At 62.0% G+C, this 15,623-nt stretch carries 17 protein-coding genes; 11 read left to right on the top strand and 6 right to left on the bottom strand.

Going from position 1 to position 15,623, the window contains the following annotated elements:
* Positions 1 to 57 precede the first annotated feature (57 nt).
* The 5 genes from purQ to purC form a co-directional block, all read right to left on the bottom strand.
* Positions 58 to 726, bottom strand: a complete 669-nt coding sequence (gene purQ / locus ACI3GR_RS06615; RefSeq protein WP_407493289.1) for a phosphoribosylformylglycinamidine synthase subunit PurQ — start codon at positions 724 to 726, stop codon at positions 58 to 60.
* A 97-nt stretch (positions 727 to 823) separates the two neighbouring features.
* On the bottom strand, positions 824 to 1,342 hold the full coding sequence (locus ACI3GR_RS06610; RefSeq protein ID WP_407493288.1) for a hypothetical protein: 519 nt from the start codon (positions 1,340 to 1,342) through the stop codon (positions 824 to 826).
* A 52-nt stretch (positions 1,343 to 1,394) separates the two neighbouring features.
* A complete protein-coding gene (locus tag ACI3GR_RS06605) occupies positions 1,395 to 1,865 on the bottom strand; it encodes a hypothetical protein (protein ID WP_407493287.1) in 471 nt (156 codons plus the stop codon).
* A 4-nt stretch (positions 1,866 to 1,869) separates the two neighbouring features.
* Complete coding sequence (gene purS / locus ACI3GR_RS06600; RefSeq protein ID WP_407493286.1) at positions 1,870 to 2,100, bottom strand: phosphoribosylformylglycinamidine synthase subunit PurS; 231 nt, start codon at positions 2,098 to 2,100, stop codon at positions 1,870 to 1,872.
* Between the two features lie 14 nt (positions 2,101 to 2,114).
* On the bottom strand, positions 2,115 to 2,873 hold the full coding sequence (purC, locus tag ACI3GR_RS06595) for a phosphoribosylaminoimidazolesuccinocarboxamide synthase (protein WP_407493285.1): 759 nt from the start codon (positions 2,871 to 2,873) through the stop codon (positions 2,115 to 2,117).
* A gap of 171 nt (positions 2,874 to 3,044) precedes the next feature.
* Here purC and ACI3GR_RS06590 point away from each other — a divergent pair, with 171 nt between their 5' ends.
* The 3 genes from ACI3GR_RS06590 (at position 3,045) to bmt (ending at position 6,797) form a co-directional block, all read left to right on the top strand.
* Positions 3,045 to 3,356, top strand: coding sequence for a DUF1476 domain-containing protein (locus tag ACI3GR_RS06590; RefSeq protein ID WP_407493284.1), 312 nt, complete (start codon positions 3,045 to 3,047; stop codon positions 3,354 to 3,356).
* Between the two features lie 273 nt (positions 3,357 to 3,629).
* On the top strand, positions 3,630 to 5,483 hold the full coding sequence (locus ACI3GR_RS06585; RefSeq protein WP_407493283.1) for a phosphatidylglycerol lysyltransferase domain-containing protein: 1,854 nt from the start codon (positions 3,630 to 3,632) through the stop codon (positions 5,481 to 5,483).
* Between the two features lie 297 nt (positions 5,484 to 5,780).
* Positions 5,781 to 6,797, top strand: a complete 1,017-nt coding sequence (gene bmt, locus ACI3GR_RS06580) for a betaine--homocysteine S-methyltransferase (RefSeq protein ID WP_407493282.1) — start codon at positions 5,781 to 5,783, stop codon at positions 6,795 to 6,797.
* A gap of 214 nt (positions 6,798 to 7,011) precedes the next feature.
* Here the strand turns inward: bmt and ACI3GR_RS06575 are convergent, their stop codons facing one another.
* Positions 7,012 to 8,109: a PQQ-dependent sugar dehydrogenase gene (locus ACI3GR_RS06575; RefSeq protein WP_407493281.1), complete on the bottom strand. Its 1,098-nt coding sequence runs from the start codon at positions 8,107 to 8,109 to the stop codon at positions 7,012 to 7,014.
* A 135-nt stretch (positions 8,110 to 8,244) separates the two neighbouring features.
* Between ACI3GR_RS06575 and ACI3GR_RS06570 the strand changes: the two genes are divergently transcribed.
* The 8 genes from ACI3GR_RS06570 (at position 8,245) to ACI3GR_RS06535 (ending at position 15,280) form a co-directional block, all read left to right on the top strand.
* Positions 8,245 to 9,438, top strand: coding sequence for an ABC transporter substrate-binding protein (locus ACI3GR_RS06570; protein WP_407493280.1), 1,194 nt, complete (start codon positions 8,245 to 8,247; stop codon positions 9,436 to 9,438).
* Positions 9,439 to 9,532: 94 nt separating this feature from the next.
* Positions 9,533 to 10,318, top strand: coding sequence for an ABC transporter ATP-binding protein (locus tag ACI3GR_RS06565; RefSeq protein WP_407493279.1), 786 nt, complete (start codon positions 9,533 to 9,535; stop codon positions 10,316 to 10,318).
* Between the two features lie 56 nt (positions 10,319 to 10,374).
* Positions 10,375 to 11,088 carry an ABC transporter ATP-binding protein gene (locus ACI3GR_RS06560; protein WP_407493278.1) on the top strand — a complete coding sequence of 238 codons (714 nt, stop codon included), beginning with the start codon at positions 10,375 to 10,377 and terminating at the stop codon, positions 11,086 to 11,088.
* Complete coding sequence (locus tag ACI3GR_RS06555) at positions 11,088 to 11,477, top strand: hypothetical protein (protein ID WP_407493277.1); 390 nt, start codon at positions 11,088 to 11,090, stop codon at positions 11,475 to 11,477. The genes ACI3GR_RS06560 and ACI3GR_RS06555 overlap by 1 nt, the downstream gene beginning before the upstream one ends.
* Positions 11,474 to 11,818: a hypothetical protein gene (locus ACI3GR_RS06550; protein ID WP_407493276.1), complete on the top strand. Its 345-nt coding sequence runs from the start codon at positions 11,474 to 11,476 to the stop codon at positions 11,816 to 11,818. The genes ACI3GR_RS06555 and ACI3GR_RS06550 overlap by 4 nt, the downstream gene beginning before the upstream one ends.
* A complete protein-coding gene (locus ACI3GR_RS06545; RefSeq protein ID WP_407493275.1) occupies positions 11,818 to 12,828 on the top strand; it encodes a branched-chain amino acid ABC transporter permease in 1,011 nt (336 codons plus the stop codon). The genes ACI3GR_RS06550 and ACI3GR_RS06545 overlap by 1 nt, the downstream gene beginning before the upstream one ends.
* A complete protein-coding gene (locus ACI3GR_RS06540) occupies positions 12,825 to 14,102 on the top strand; it encodes a branched-chain amino acid ABC transporter permease (protein ID WP_407493274.1) in 1,278 nt (425 codons plus the stop codon). The genes ACI3GR_RS06545 and ACI3GR_RS06540 overlap by 4 nt, the downstream gene beginning before the upstream one ends.
* Before the next feature lie 2 nt (positions 14,103 to 14,104).
* On the top strand, positions 14,105 to 15,280 hold the full coding sequence (locus ACI3GR_RS06535; RefSeq protein ID WP_407493273.1) for an aminotransferase: 1,176 nt from the start codon (positions 14,105 to 14,107) through the stop codon (positions 15,278 to 15,280).
* Positions 15,281 to 15,623: the final 343 nt, after the last annotated feature.

The following is a 15,623-nucleotide window of genomic DNA, read 5'->3' as shown; positions in this document are numbered from 1 at the left end:
TCAGCCTACGCCAGCGCGCGGGACCGCTCAAGCCGGGTTATACTGGATGGTCCCCGCTCAGGCGGAAACCAGCCCGGACATCAGCGACTGGAACATCGCGCGGCCGTCACTGCCGCCCAGGGCCTCATCCGCGGCGCGTTCCGGGTGGGGCATCATGCCCAGCACACGGCGGTTGTCGCTAAGAACGCCAGCAATATCCCCGGCAGAGCCGTTGGGGTTGTCGTTGTAGGTAAAGGCGATCCGGTCTTCGCCTTCCAGACGCGCGCGCAGTTCGTCATCGGCCTGATAGTTGCCGTCGTGGTGCGCGATCGGGATTTGCAATTCGGTCCCGGCATTCCACGCCCGGGTGAAATCGCTGTCGGATGTGCGCACGGTCAGCGGCACAGTGCGGCAGATGTATTTCAGCCCCGCATTGCGCAGCAGTGCACCGGGCAGGATCCGCGTTTCCGTCAGGATCTGAAAACCGTTGCAGATGCCCAAAGCGTAACCGCCCCGTTCCACATGCGCCTTGAGCGACCGGGTGATCGGCGAATTGGCCGCAATCGCGCCGCAGCGCAGGTAGTCGCCGTAGGAAAACCCGCCGGGAACACCCACGATATCAGTGCCTTGGGGAAGCGCGTCGTCCTTGTGCCAGACCATAGTGACATCCGCGCCGGCCTGTTCAAAGGCGACCTGCAGATCGCGGTCGCAGTTCGAGCCGGGGAATACAAGGATGGCTGCCTTCATGGTCGGGGTCTCCGCTGGCTGAGGTATGGGCTGCTGATACGCCTGAACCGTCGCGATCTCAAGTGTGGTTTGGCCCCTTATGGCGCGACATGGCGCGTCAGGCCATCGGCTGCCCCGGCCCCTTGGGCGCGGGCGGATCGACGGGCAAAGGCGCAGGATCGGGCGGCATCTGCATCGCCGACCAGATCACCACGTCATACAGTGCCTGCGGGCTCATCCGTTGGGCATTTGGCATCCCCAAAGCGGCGGCACAAATTTCCGAACAGAACCATTTGGCGCTGTCGTGACGGCCAAGCGACAGGATCTGGCTAAAGACGATCCCGATATAGTCATACCGCGCCCCGACCCGGGCCCGGATGAACTCCGCGATCTCTTCGGGTTGGTCGGGCATGTCCACCAGATCCCAATGGTCGCGCTTTAGATGGATGGCGGTTTCCCGCACCCCACCGTCGCGCCCCGAGGACGATAGGCAGGTGTTGCGCTGATCGAACTCGGCCCGTCCGGGGATCAATTCGACATGGCTATAAGGCGACCGGGTGGCAAAGCGGATGCCCCAATCCTGAATTCTCTGCCACAGCGTATCGCCCCGACCCTTGTAGAACGCCAATGTGATCATGGTGCCTCCTGTCGCTGGGGAAAGGTTAGGCAATCGCGGGCATCAGGGGAAGTCAGGTGGTGTCCTGGCCCGTGTCCCGCGTGAACACCATGCGGGCCATCAGCCAGATCGCGATGATCACGGGCAGCATTCCTAGCGCAAAGAAGGCGCCGCCCAGCAGGTACAGATTATCCGCGCCGGGGATGCGGATGTAGTCGTAGGCGGGGTTCACCAGCACATCGACCTCCGTGTCCTCGCTCCAGCTATAGGTCGACGATCCGTGCCGCGTGCGCCGGGTCTGGCCCTCGGCATCGCCCTGCACCTGAAACGTCGGCCACCACGTGCAGCCGTCGTCGTCGCAGTTCGATGGATTGTCCAAGACAATGGCCGCACGCGGTTCCGCGGCGGCCATGAAATCAAAGGTCGTGGTCAGCTGATAGGCCCCGAACCCGGCAAAGCCGCCGCCCAGCACCAAAAAGAACACAGCGCCCCAGAAGGTTGGCCAGTCGACACGTATGCGACCGTCCCCCGTCTTGGCCCGCATCGGCTCAGCCCATATCGATCGAGTAGCTTTCGATCACCGTATTCGCCAACAGCTTTTCGCACATGTCGCGCACGGTGTCTTCGGTCGTGCCGTCAGCCAGGTCAAGCTCGATCACCTTGCCCTGACGGACGCCTTCGACCCCGTCGAACCCAAGCGAGCCGAGCGCATGGCGCACCGCCTCGCCCTGCGGATCCAGAACACCGTTTTTCAACATGACATGAACGCGGGCTTTCATCGCGGGGGATCCTCTTAGTTAATCAGGGTAGGCTTGGAGGGGCCGTTCGACTTGGGCATCACACCCAGACGTTTGGCGACCTCGGTATAGGCGTCGGTCAGGTTGCCCAGATCGCGGCGGAACACGTCCTTGTCCAGCTTCTGGCCGGTTTCCATGTCCCACAAGCGGCAGCTATCCGGGCTGATTTCATCTGCCACGATCAGACGCTGGAAATCGCCATCATAGACGCGGCCGATCTCGATCTTGAAATCCACCAGCTTGATGCCGACGCCGTACATCAGGCCCGACAGGTAGTCGTTCACGCGCAGAGCGAGCGACAGAATGTCGTCCATGTCCTGCTGCGACGCCCAGCCGAAGGCGGCGATGTGTTCTTCGGTAACCAGCGGATCGCCCAGCTTGTCGTCCTTGTAGCAATACTCGACAATCGGACGCGGCAGCGGCGTGCCTTCTTCGATGCCCAGACGTTTCGACAGCGACCCGGCGGCAAAATTACGCACGATGATTTCCAGCGGAATAATCTCGCACGACCGCACCAGCTGTTCGCGCATGTTCAGCCGTTTCAGGAAATGAGTCGGCACGCCGATGTTGTTCAGACCGGTCATGAAGAATTCGCTCAGGCGGTTGTTCAGCACGCCCTTGCCTTCGATGGTGGCCTTCTTTTCGGCGTTAAAGGCGGTCGCATCGTCCTTGAAATATTGGACAATCGTGTTCGGCTCTGGGCCTTCGTACAGGATCTTTGCCTTACCTTCGTAGATCTTCTTGCGCCGTGCCATGTCTGCCCTTTCCCGGGACGAAACGGGGCACAGGGCCCCAGAATATGATGTGGCCCTCTTAGATCATGGGCGGGATTGTCGCAAGCGGCCCCCTTTGGCCATGCGCCTCTTGCGCGCGATGGCTGGTGCGGGCATATCGGGGTGAGCTATTCTTTACGAAGGGACGAGGCCATGAGCTCCTTTGACGACCGCGAAAACGCGTTTGAAAACAAATTCGCCCACGATCAGGAGATGCAGTTCCGCGCCGATGCGCGCCGCAACAAGCTGCTGGGCCTGTGGGCGGCAGAGCTGCTGGGCAAGACCGGCGAAGACGCTGACGCCTATGCGCGTGAAGTCGTGAAGTCCGATTTCGAAGAAGCGGGCCACGAAGATGTCGTGCGCAAAGTGTCGGGCGATCTGGGCGATAAGGCCACCACTGATGAGATCCGGTCCAAGATGGACCAGCTGCTCAAAGTGGCTAAGGCCCAGCTGCTGGACGAATAATCGTTAAAATCATTGACGCAAAGGCCCGGTTTGCGCCGGGCTTTTGTGCATCTGGTTGATGCTGACTCCGAAACACCACACCTGTGCACAGACTTCATCCTAAAGGTGAGTTCTTTGTATTCTCAGGTAGGTGCAGTTGATAGGGTCCGTCAAAATTCGACCATAACCCCGGCATAAGACCGGGACCGAGCAGTCCGTGCCAACAGGCCCTTCGTTAAGCCCCCGGTAGGACTTTTCTTATTATTCCGTCCGCGGAGTGAGTGGAGAGACCTGATGAGCGACAGACCGTCCCCGAAAGCGGCGTATATACGCCTGCCCAGATCCTTGGGCGCCTCGCGGCGTCTGCTGAAGGCGGTATTCCCGCTGGTCATCGGGGTGGCCTGCATCATTCTGCTGAACACCAAGCTTGAAGGGCTGGATTTCCGCGCCGTTGCCGACGTGGTGCGCACGACGTCGTTCCCGCAGTGGATCGCGGCGGCGGCAGCTACGGCCGTGTCGTTCTGGGCCATCGGCACCTATGACGTGGTGGTGCATCGCCATCTGCGCACCGGTGTGCCGGACAATGTCGCCCGGGTGACAGGCGCAAGTTCCATCGCAATCGCGCAGGTTCTGGGCCTTGGCATCGTCACCGGGTCACTGGCGCGCTGGCGGATGCTTCAGGGCGCGGGCGGCGGTATGGCTGCAGCGATCACCGGCGTCGTTTCGGCCAGTTTTCTGGGCGCATGGGCGCTGGTGATGGTGCTGCTGGCGCTGGTCCTGCCGGGCGCCTCCCTGCCCTTTGGTGTCACGGGTCTGGTGCTGCTTGGCGCTGTCGCCGTCTTTGCGCTGGCCTTTGCTGCGCCGACGCTGCGGATCCGGTCGCTTAGCCTGCGCCTTCCCAGCCTGCGGTCTCTGGGGTCGCTGAGTGTTTTGGCGCTGATCGACATCGTGGCCGCCGCCGTTGCGCTGCACGTGTTGATGCCCGCGCACCTCGACATCGGGTTCGAAGTGCTGCTGCCGATCTTTGCCATAGCCTTGGGTTGCGGGCTCTTCAGCTCGACCCCCGGCGGTGCGGGGCCGTTCGAACTGGCCGTGCTGACCTTCCTGCCGCAGATCGATCAGGCCCCCCTGCTGGGCGCGATCCTTGCGTGGCGGCTGATCTATTACGCGGTGCCTGCGGTTCTGGCCGTGATCCCGCTGGCCTTCCCCTATCGTCTGCCCGCCAAATCCGCGCCGGATGCGGGCTTTGCCAACCTGTCCCACGCGTCCCGCGCCGAATGTAACGTAATGCGCCAGAACGGTGGTTTCTGCCTGTCCACGGGCCGTGACACCAGCGTTGTGGCCGAAACCGGGCAGACGCTGACACTGATGTTCGATCCGCTGCACGGCACGGCACAGGGCGTGACGCAGGATCTGGCCCGCGAGGCGCGCAACCGGATGCTGATCCCGGTGATCTACAAATGCTCTGGCCCCCTTGCCTCTGCCGCCCGTGACGCAGGATGGCATGTGGCGCGCGTCGCAGATGACGCCGTGGTAGACCTTGCGGCATTCAATCTGGACGGATCGAAGTACCGCCAATTACGCCGTAAGTTGCGTAACGTTGAAAAGGCGGGCGTGACCGTGGCCGAGGAAAAAGTCTCGGACGCTTTGCTGGACGATATGGCCCGCGTCGATGTGGCGTGGCTGGCAACGCACAACCATGCTCGGGGCTTCTCCATGGGGCATTTCTGCCCGGAATACGTGGCGCATCAACGCATTATCACCGCCCGCCGGGACGGAGAATTGCTGGGCTTTGTCACCTTCCACCAGACCAGCGCAGATATGGCGCTGGACCTGATGCGGCACGGCGATGACCTGCCGGACGGGGTGATGCACGCGATGATCGTCGCCGGAATCGAAGGCGCCAAGGCCGAGGGCCGCACGCGTCTGTCGCTGGCCGCCCTGCCCGCCAAATGCGAGTGCGACGGTAAGCTGGGCGCGCGCCTGCGGGCCGAGATCACCAAGCGGTCGGGCGGCGCGGGTCTGACGCGGTTCAAGGAAAGCTTTGGCGTACGTCGCCAGCCCCTGTACGCAGCGGCCCCGTCGCGGCTGGGTCTGGCCGTGGGTCTGGCGGATATCGCGCGGGCGGTTCACGCGACGCGGGGATAGCTTTCACTCAAAGTTCGCATTGCCGACAGTCGCATATGAAGTTTAGGGCAGCGCCGACCCGGGGTGGCGCAATAGCGCCGCCCATGGGGCGGGTCGGCGCTGCCCGGCGCAACCGCCGGGCGGGACCTATTCTCGGTGTGCCACGGCTATAAATGAACCGCAGCTGCTAGGGCCGCACTGGGGCCGGACGCTGCCCTACCCTCGTAACCCCGGCGCAAGCGCGACCCGACGCCCCCTTCCATCCGCCATGCTCAACAGGTATGCGGTGCGCAACGTATTTGTACCCCCGGAGGAAACATGTCCGACGCCCTTTCGAAACTCCTCGCGTCCCGCGATTGGCTGATGGCCGATGGCGCGACTGGCACCAACCTGTTCAACATGGGCCTGTCCTCGGGAGAGCCGCCGGAACTGTGGAACGTGGACGAGCCGGAGAAGATCAAAAAGCTCTACTCCTTCGCCGTGGATGCGGGCAGCGATATCTTCCTGACCAACTCGTTCGGTGGCAACGCATCGCGCCTGAAACTGCACAATGCGCAGGACCGAGTGCGAGAATTGAACCGTCTGGCCGCTGAACTGGGCCGCGAGGTTGCGGATGCTTCGGGCCGTACCGTGGTTGTGGCGGGCTCCGTTGGTCCGACGGGCGATATCATGGCCCCCATGGGATCGCTGACGCATGAGCTGGCGGTTGAAATGTTCCACGAACAGGCCGAGGGTCTGAAAGAAGGCGGCGCGGATGTGCTGTGGCTGGAAACCATCTCGGCCCCCGAAGAATACAAGGCCGCGGCGGAGGCGTTCAAACTGGCCGACATGCCGTGGTGCGGGACCATGTCCTTTGACACCGCAGGCCGCACCATGATGGGCGTCACGTCCGAGGCGATGGTGGCCATGGTCGAAAAGCTGGACAACCCGCCGCTGGCCTATGGCGCGAACTGCGGCGTCGGCGCGTCCGACCTGCTGCGCACCGTTCTAGGCTTTGCCGCGCAGGGTGTTGAACGTCCAATCATTGCCAAAGGCAACGCGGGCATCCCCAAATATGAAGACGGCCACATCCATTACGATGGCACGCCGGAACTGATGGGCGAATACGCTGTGATGGCGCGCGATTGTGGCGCGACGATCATCGGTGGCTGCTGTGGCACGATGCCGGAACACCTTGAATCCATGCACAAAGCCTTGGAAGAGCGTCCGCGTGGCGAGCGTCCGTCGCTGGAAAAGATTGCCGAAGTGCTGGGCGGCTTCTCCTCGGCTTCTGACGGGACGGGCGACGACAAAGGTCCGGGCCGCAGCCGTGGTGGTCGTCGCAAGAAAGCCTGACGCTGTAAGTTGGTTGTCCGCCTCACGGGGCGGATCGGTAAACCCCGGCGCCACTGGCGACCGGGGTTTATTGTTGTGTTTCAATGCTCTGAGATTTGCGGCGCCGAATTTGGCTTAAAACGGCTGCGACATACGCTGTAATCTTGGCTGAGTTAAAGCCCTGCGTCAGCACGTTTCTGAAAGATTAATTTCTATACGTAAGCAACTGATTTACCTACTGATTCACCCGATACACCGCACCGTTTCCTTCGGAAATGAACCACAGCCCGCCGTCAGGCCCGGTCCGAACGTCGCGGACACGGACCGTTTCGGGGGATTTCAGCTGCTCGACCTCGGCCATGGTGTCGCCTTCCAGCCGCGCGATGTAGTCGAACTTCAGCGATCCTACGAAGGCGTCTCCACTCCAATCCCCTAAGGTGCCGGAATAAAACGTCATTCCCGATGGCGCGATGGACGGATCCCAATAAAACGCTGGCTGCTCCATCCCGTCTTTCTGCTGGCCTTCACCGATCTTGAGGCCCGAATAATGCCGCCCATAGGCGATCACCGGCCAGCCGTAGTTGGCACCTTTCCTGACCCGGTTCACCTCATCCCCGCCGCGTGCGCCGTGTTCATTGACCCATAGCTGACCGCTGGCATCCATCGCCGCGCCCTGTGGGTTGCGGTGGCCATAGCTCCAGATTTCGGGCTGCGCGCCATTCACGCCGACAAAGGGATTGTCCGATGGCACGGATCCGTCGCGGTTCAGACGGACGACCGTGCCGTTGTGGCGCGACAGGTCTTGGGCGGCGGGCCGGTCGCCGCGTTCGCCCATCGTCATAAAGATATGACCCTGAGGCCCTTCAACCAACCGGGACCCAAAGTGCCGCCCGCCCCGGCTATCGGTCACCATCTGGAAAACCTGTTCCACGTCAGTCAGTTGCGCGGCATCGATATCCAACACGGCGCGGGTCAGCGCGGTTCCGGCGCTGCGGCCCTGAGATACGGCATGGGTCAGAAAGATCTCTCGGCTGGTTGCGAAATCGCGCGGCACCATGACGTCCAGCAGCCCGCCCTGACCTTCGACATAGATGTCAGGCAGACCGCCTACCGACACCGCCTGACCGCCCCGAACCAACAGCAGGCGCCCCTGCTTTTCCGTCACCAGAAACCCACCGTCCGGCAGGAAGGCCAGCGCCCATGGGCCGCGTAGCCCGCTGATCATCGTATCGACCTGCAGCGTTCCGGCGGAACTCTCCAGCGCTACGGCAGGGGTCATAAAGGCCGGGGACAGGGACACGGCGGCAAGGGCAGAGATCAGGAAACGGGACATGGAAGCTCCTTTCAGCATGGGAAAAAGCTAGGGGCGATTGACGCAACCGCAACCTTGCTTGTCACCACTTTTCTTTTTCCGCAGCCGCGCATAGCATCGCGCGCAGGACCAAAGTCCAAACAGGGAGACTATAATATGAAAAAGCTTCTACTGGCCGGTGCAGCGCTGACGGCGCTGACTGCCGCAGCCCACGCAGAAAGCCACGCAAGCGAAGTGAAACTGGGGATCATCCTCGGCTTTACCGGCCCGATTGAATCGCTGACGCCCTCGATGGCGGCAAGCGCCGAACTGGCCATGTCCGAAGTGTCCGAAAGCGGCGCACTGATGGGCGGCGCAACCGTGACGCCCGTGCGGGCCGACTCGACCTGCGTTGACGCGGGTGCAGCGACCGCAGCGGCCGAACGCCTGATCACCGCCGAAGGTGTCAAAGGCATCATGGGCGCAGATTGTTCCGGCGTGACCGGCGCGATCCTGACCAACGCAGCTGTGCCGAACGGCATGGTGATGATTTCGCCCTCCGCGACCTCTCCGGGTCTGTCGGAAGCCGAAGACAACGGGTTGTTCTTCCGCACCGCGCCGTCCGATGCCCGTCAGGGTGTCGTGATGACCGAAGCGCTGATGGACATGGGCGTGAAGTCCGTGGCCCTGACCTACACCAACAACGACTACGGCAAGGGTCTGGCAGACAGCTTCCAGCAGGCGTACGAAGCCGCTGGTGGTGAAGTCACCATTTCCGCCGCGCACGAAGACGGCAAAGCCGACTATTCCGCCGAAGTGGGCGCACTGGCATCCGCCGGTGGTGACCTGCTGGTTGTGGCGGGCTACGTCGACCAAGGTGGTGCTGGCATCATCCGTGGCGCATTGGACACCGGCGCGTTCGACCGTTTCCACCTGCCCGATGGCATGATCGGCTCTGCGCTGGAAGAGAACTTCGGGACCGAGCTTGACGGCTCCACCGGTCAGGTGCCCGGCACCGATAGCCCGGGTGCAGCCCGCTTTGCCGAACTGGTTGGCGATGCGTTCGACCCGACCGGCCCCTACACCGGCGAAAGCTATGACGCGGCATCGCTGATCATGCTGGCCATGCAGGCGGCAGGCTCCACCGATCCGTCGGAATACAAGATGAAGGTCGAAGAAGTCGCCAACGCTCCGGGTGAGAAGATCTATCCCGGCGAACTGGCTAAGGCGCTGGAACTGCTGGCAAACGGCACCGACATCGACTACGTCGGCGCGACCAACGTCGAACTGATCGGCCCCGGTGAAGCCTCTGGCTCCTACCGCGAGATCAAGTTCGAAGACGGTAAGATGACCACGGTCGGCTACCGTTAAGGACAGCTTGAAAGCATGGGCGGCCCGGCGCAGAACCGGGCCGCTTTTGATTTGAGGTCAGCGCAGGAACATGGGCGACCTTAGGGGGACGGATATGATCGTCGTAGACGATATTCACAAACATTTCGGGGGCTTCCGCGCTGTTGACGGGGCCAGCCTTGAGATCGCCGAGGGATCCATCACCGGCTTGATCGGCCCCAATGGTGCGGGCAAGACGACGTTGTTCAACGTGATCGCCGGTCTGCTGCCGCCGACCTCGGGCAAGGTCACGATGGGCGGAGAGGACATCACCGGCCTGCCCCCGCATGAGCTGTTTCACAAGGGCCTGCTGCGCACCTTCCAGATCGCGCATGAGTTCCATTCCATGACCGTGCGGGAAAACCTGATGATGGTCCCCGGTGGCCAGACCGGAGAGACGCTGTGGAACGCGTGGTTCAAGCGCGGCCAGATCGCGCAGGAAGAGGCGGAATTACAGCGTAAGGCTGATGAGGTGCTGGAGTTCCTGACGATCTCTCACCTTGCGGATGAGAAGGCCGGGAACCTGTCCGGCGGGCAGAAAAAGCTGCTGGAACTAGGCCGCACCATGATGGTCGACGCCAAGATCGTGTTCCTGGACGAGGTCGGCGCAGGCGTGAACCGCACCCTGCTGATGACCATTGCCGATGCGATCCTGCGGCTGAACCGCGAACGCGGCTATACCTTTGTCGTGATCGAGCATGACATGGATTTCATTGAGAAACTTTGCGACCCGGTCATCTGTATGGCCGAGGGTAAAGTACTGGCCCAGGGCACACTGGCCGAGATCAAGGCGAATGAGCAGGTGATCGAAGCCTATCTGGGCACGGGCCTGAAGAACAAGGAGACCGCCAGTGCAGATTGATGTGTTGGATGCCTCCGGCGGGAGTATTTCCGGAAAGATGAATGCGGGAGGGCTGCATGTCTGAGCCGTTCCTGATTGGTGAGGCCATGACCGGCGGCTATGGCCGGGGGCCGGATATCCTGCATGAATGCACGATTTCCGTCGATCCGGGGCAGATCGCGGTGATCGTGGGCCCTAACGGCGCGGGCAAGTCCACGGCGATGAAGGCGATGTTCGGGATGCTGGACGTCCGCTCTGGCCGGGTGATGCTGGACGGGGACGACATTTCCACGCTAAGCCCGCAGGACCGGGTCAAGCGTGGCATGGGGTTTGTGCCGCAGGTGAACAACATCTTTCCGTCGATGAGCGTGGAAGAGAACCTAGAGATGGGTGCCTTTATCCGCGACGACGATTTTTCTTCAACGATGGCGCAGGTTTACGACCTTTTCCCCATCCTGAAGGACAAGCGGCATCAGGCGGCTGGCGAATTGTCCGGCGGTCAGCGTCAGCAGGTGGCCGTTGGCCGCGCGCTGATGACCCAACCCAAGGTGCTGATGCTGGATGAACCGACGGCCGGGGTCAGCCCGATCGTGATGGACGAGCTGTTTGACCGGATTATCGAAATCGCCCGCACGGGGCTGCCTGTGCTGATGGTCGAACAGAACGCGCGTCAGGCGCTGGAGATTGCGGATCGGGCCTATGTGCTGGTGCAAGGGGCCAATGCGCATACGGGCACGGGCAAATCGCTGCTGGCCGATCCCGAAGTGCGCGCAAGCTTTCTGGGGGGATGATGCGGATACTTTCTATCCTTCTGATGTTGCTTCCCTTTTCCGCGCTGGCCGAAGGGGCGCGGATGGTCATGGATTGTCAGGTCACGTCACGCTGTGATGTGGATGGCACCTGCGTGGCGGCGGATGTGCCGGTGCAGTTTGAACTGGCGCCCGTCAGCATCGATGCGGATGGCGCCGGGACTTACAGTGTAACCGCGATGGAAGAGACCTATGAGGCCACAGCGCCGAGCCGCGCTGGCCCCTTTGTCTGGGACGAAGGCAATGGCGCGCGCTACACGCTGACCCTGACCAGTGAAGACACTGCAATCGGTCTGATGCAGGACATCAAGAACGACACATATGCCGTTGATTCAAAATTAATATTTATGAATTGCATGGTGATCCTATGACGCGTTTGATCCTGAGTTTGATCGTGGTTCTGATGCCGTCCCTGACGCTTGCCACGGATTATTCCTGCAATTTCAACACCGAATGCTACGAAGACGAAGCCTGTGCGACAAGCAACTTCGCCGTTGAGGTGCGCGGTGATGAAGAAAAGATCGCCACCGATTTCGGCACCTTCCCGATCCTTGCCATTCGCGACGAAGAAGACCGGCTGACGGTGTTCGTTACCTCGGACGGGGCTGTGTATCTGCTGTCGGCCAGCGGGTCCGAGGCGCGATTTACGGCGCATATCACGGACGGGCCGCAGGCGATCAATTACCTTGGCACTTGTGAAAAGGTCGGCTGATGGATCTGATTAACGCACTGGTCGCGCTATCGAATTTCGTTCTGGTCCCGGCGATCGCCTATGGCGCGCAGCTTGCGCTTGGCGCTTTGGGCGTCACGCTGATCTATGGCATTCTGCGGTTTTCCAACTTTGCCCACGGCGACACGATGGCCTTTGGCACTATGGCGGTGGTGCTGTTCACGTGGCTGTTCCAATCTTGGGGGCTGTCGCTTGGTCCGCTGCCGACCGCCCTGCTGGCCCTGCCCTTTGGCATCGTGATCTGCATGGGATTGGTGCTGCTGACCGACAAATACGTCTATAAGTTCTACCGCGCGCAGAAGGTGAAGCCTGTCGTGCTGGTGATCGTGTCGATGGGCGTGATGTTCGTGACCAACGGTTTGGTCCGCTTTATTATTGGCCCGGACGATCAGCGCTTTGCCGATGGCGAACGGTTCCTGATCTCGGCCCGGACGTTCAAGGAAATGACGGGCCTCGACGAAGGGTTGGCGATCAAGACGGGTCAGGCGCTGACCTTGGTGATTGCGATCATCGCCGTGGCGCTGCTGTTCTGGTTCCTGAACAAGACGCGGACGGGCAAATCCATGCGCGCCTATTCGGATAACGAGGATCTGGCGCTGCTGTCGGGCATCAACCCGGAAAAGGTCGTCATGGTCACCTGGCTGATCGTGGCCGCGCTGGCGACGCTGGCGGGGACGCTATATGGTTTGGACAAGTCCTTCAAACCTTTCACCTATTTCCAGCTATTGCTGCCCTTCTTCGCGGCGGCGATTGTCGGCGGCCTCGGGTCCCCATTGGGGGCCATCGTCGGCGGGTTCGTCATCGCGTTTTCCGAGGTGATGATCACCTATGCCTGGAAAAAGGTGCTGACTTACGCTGTACCCGAGGCATGGGAGCCGGACGGTTTGGTCCAGCTTTTGTCGACCGATTACAAATTCGCCGTGTCTTTTGTGATCCTGCTGGTGGTGCTTCTGTTCCGCCCGACCGGCCTGTTTAAGGGGAAATCCGTATGACCTTGCGCGACGCTGGATTGTTCGCCCTGCTGGCGGTTCTGCTGGTGCTGACGGGCGTGATGCAAAGTTGGAACCTTGCGCTGCAAATCCTCAACATGGGGCTGATCTCGGCCATCATGGCATTGGGGGTGAACCTTCAGTGGGGCTTTGCGGGCTTGTTTAACGTGGGCGTCATGGGGTTCGTGGCGCTTGGGGGACTGGCCGTGGCGCTGACCGCGATGCCGCCTGTGGGTGATGCTTGGCGTGCCGGTGGGGTCGGCGTCATCTCGGCCCTGATTGTGGCGGCGATGTCGATCGTGGCGGCGGTTGTGCTGTGGCGCAAAGATGTACCGGCGCGGGGCTGGCTGGTGGCGGCAGTACTGGTGGCCGGGTTCATATTTTACCGGATGCTGTTCGATCCAGCCCGCGACGCGATCGAGGCCGTGAACCCCGCATTGCAGGGCAATCTTGGCGGTCTGGGCATTCCTGTCGTTCTGGCGTGGCCCGTGGGCGGCGTACTGGCGGCGGGTGCGGCCTGGATCATCGGCAAGACGGCTCTTGGCCTGCGGTCGGATTACCTGGCTATTGCGACGCTTGGCATCGCCGAGATCATCTTGGCCGTGATGAAGAACGAAGACTGGCTGGCGCGCGGTGTGAAGAACGTGATCGGCATTCCGTCGCCCCTGCCCACGGCGATTGAATTGCAGGAAACTGCCAGCTTTGCGGAACGGTTCGCGGATCCGGTGACGGCGTCGACCATTTCGGTCAAGCTGGGCTATGCGCTGATGTTCACGGCCGTGTTGCTGGTGCTTATCCTGTTGATGCAATTGGCGTTGCGGTCGCCGTGGGGCCGGATGGTGCGCGCGATCCGCGACAATGAAACTGCGGCCGAAGCGATGGGCAAGGACGTCACGCGGCGACATTTGCAGATCTTTGTTCTGGGGTCCGCGATCTGTGGTCTTGCGGGCGCGATGATGACCACGTTGGACGGACAGCTGGTGCCCGGCACCTACCAGCCGCTGCGCTTTACCTTCCTGATCTGGGTGATGGTGATCGTCGGCGGGTCGGGCAACAACTTTGGCGCCGTATTGGGCGGGATGCTGATCTGGTTCCTCTGGGTGCAGGTCGAACCGATTGGCGCATGGTTGATGGACAAGGTGACGACGCCGCTGCCCGAGGGGGATTTCAAAAATCACCTGTTGGATAGCGTCGCGTTTATGCGTTTGTTTACAATGGGTTTGATCATGCTTCTTGTGCTGCGGTTCAGCCCCCGTGGCCTGATACCGGAGCGGTGATCATGGCCACGCCGCGCACCGCCACGACCTTTGCGCCCCCGGTGATGGAGGCCCGCCGCTGGCTGGCCGAGGCGTCTTTGCCCGCGGGGATGGAGCTGATCAACGTCTCTCAGGCCGCGCCGGTGGATCCGCCGCCAGAGGCGCTGCGGCAAGAGATTGCGCGCATCGCGTTGGAGGAGCCGCAGGCCCATTTGTATGGGCCGGTGCTTGGCCTGCCAGCGTTGCGAGAAGAGATCGCGGCGCAGTGGCTTACAGCGTATGGTGGAGAGATCGGCGCGTCCCGCGTCGCCGTCACCTCTGGCTGTAACGAGGCGTTCTGCGCCACCATCGCCACCCTGCTGGCCGAAGGGGACGAGGTGCTGTTGCCGGTGCCATGGTACTTTAACCACAAGATGGCGCTGGACATGATCGGGGGCCGCGCGGTGGCTTTGCCCACAGATGACCAGATGTTGCCGGATGTCGCGGCGGCGGCGTCGCTCATCACCGACCGCACCCGCGCTATCGCGTTGGTATCGCCCAACAATCCGACAGGCGTGGAATATCCGCCCGCGCTGATCGGCGCGTTTTTCGACCTGTGTCAGGCGCGCGGGGTCACCTTGATTTTGGATGAGACCTACCGCGATTTCCATTCCTCCAGCGCCGCGCCGCATGACCTGTTCACGCGCCCCGACTGGGACCAGACGCTGGTGCAATTGTACAGTTTCTCCAAGGCGTATCGGCTGACTGGGCATCGCGTCGGCGCCATGGTCGCGTCGCCCAAGCGGTTGGCAGAGGTGGAAAAATACCTTGATACCGTCACCATCTGCCCCGCGCAGATCGGGCAGTTCGCGGCGCTTTGGGGGATGCAGAACCTTGGCCAGTGGTTGGCCGGCGAACGCGACGAAATTCTGGCGCGCGGTCGGGCCATCCGGGACGGCTTTGCGCCGCTGGCGGACCGGGGCTGGCTTTTGCGCGGGGCTGGCGCTTACTTTGCCTATCTCGACCATCCGTTCGACGCGCCGTCGGACCAGATCGCGCAACGGCTGGTGGGCGAAGCTGGGATCCTGATGCTGCCCGGTACGATGTTCACGCCCGAAGGCGATGCAGACGGCCAGCGTCAGATGCGGGTGGCCTTTGCCAACCTTGATGCGGCCGGGATCGGGCAGTTTGTTGAGCGGTTGGCGGGGTTTGGGGGATAAGCCCCAGCAGCATGTCCGACCTTTTTGCCGAACATTGAACTTAGGCTCCGCCCGGCGTTTCCGCCGGGCAGCGCCGCATTGACCGGCAGGTGTTTGCAGGCAAACACCCAGAGGGGCCCGCCCCCGTCGCACCAAAGGTGCGCCGAATTGTTATGGCACGCCTCCGGCGTGACGGCGGCGCTTTCGCGCCCCCCCGGGCCGGCGCGACCCTAAACGCTTATGTCGGTCGCAAGTCGCAAACCCCAATAACCATCCCGTCAGCCCCTGTCCCAGCCCCTTGCCCCCCGGGGCGCGGACCAATAGACATGCACAGACCAAAGGCCGCAGGGGCGGCAAGTTAAGG

Origin of the sequence: Pseudooceanicola aestuariicola (assembly GCF_045763785.1) — a bacterium.
Lineage (GTDB): Bacteria > Pseudomonadota > Alphaproteobacteria > Rhodobacterales > Rhodobacteraceae > Pseudooceanicola.
Note: the sequence above shows the minus strand (reverse complement) of the source record. Positions and strands in the feature narration are given on the sequence as shown.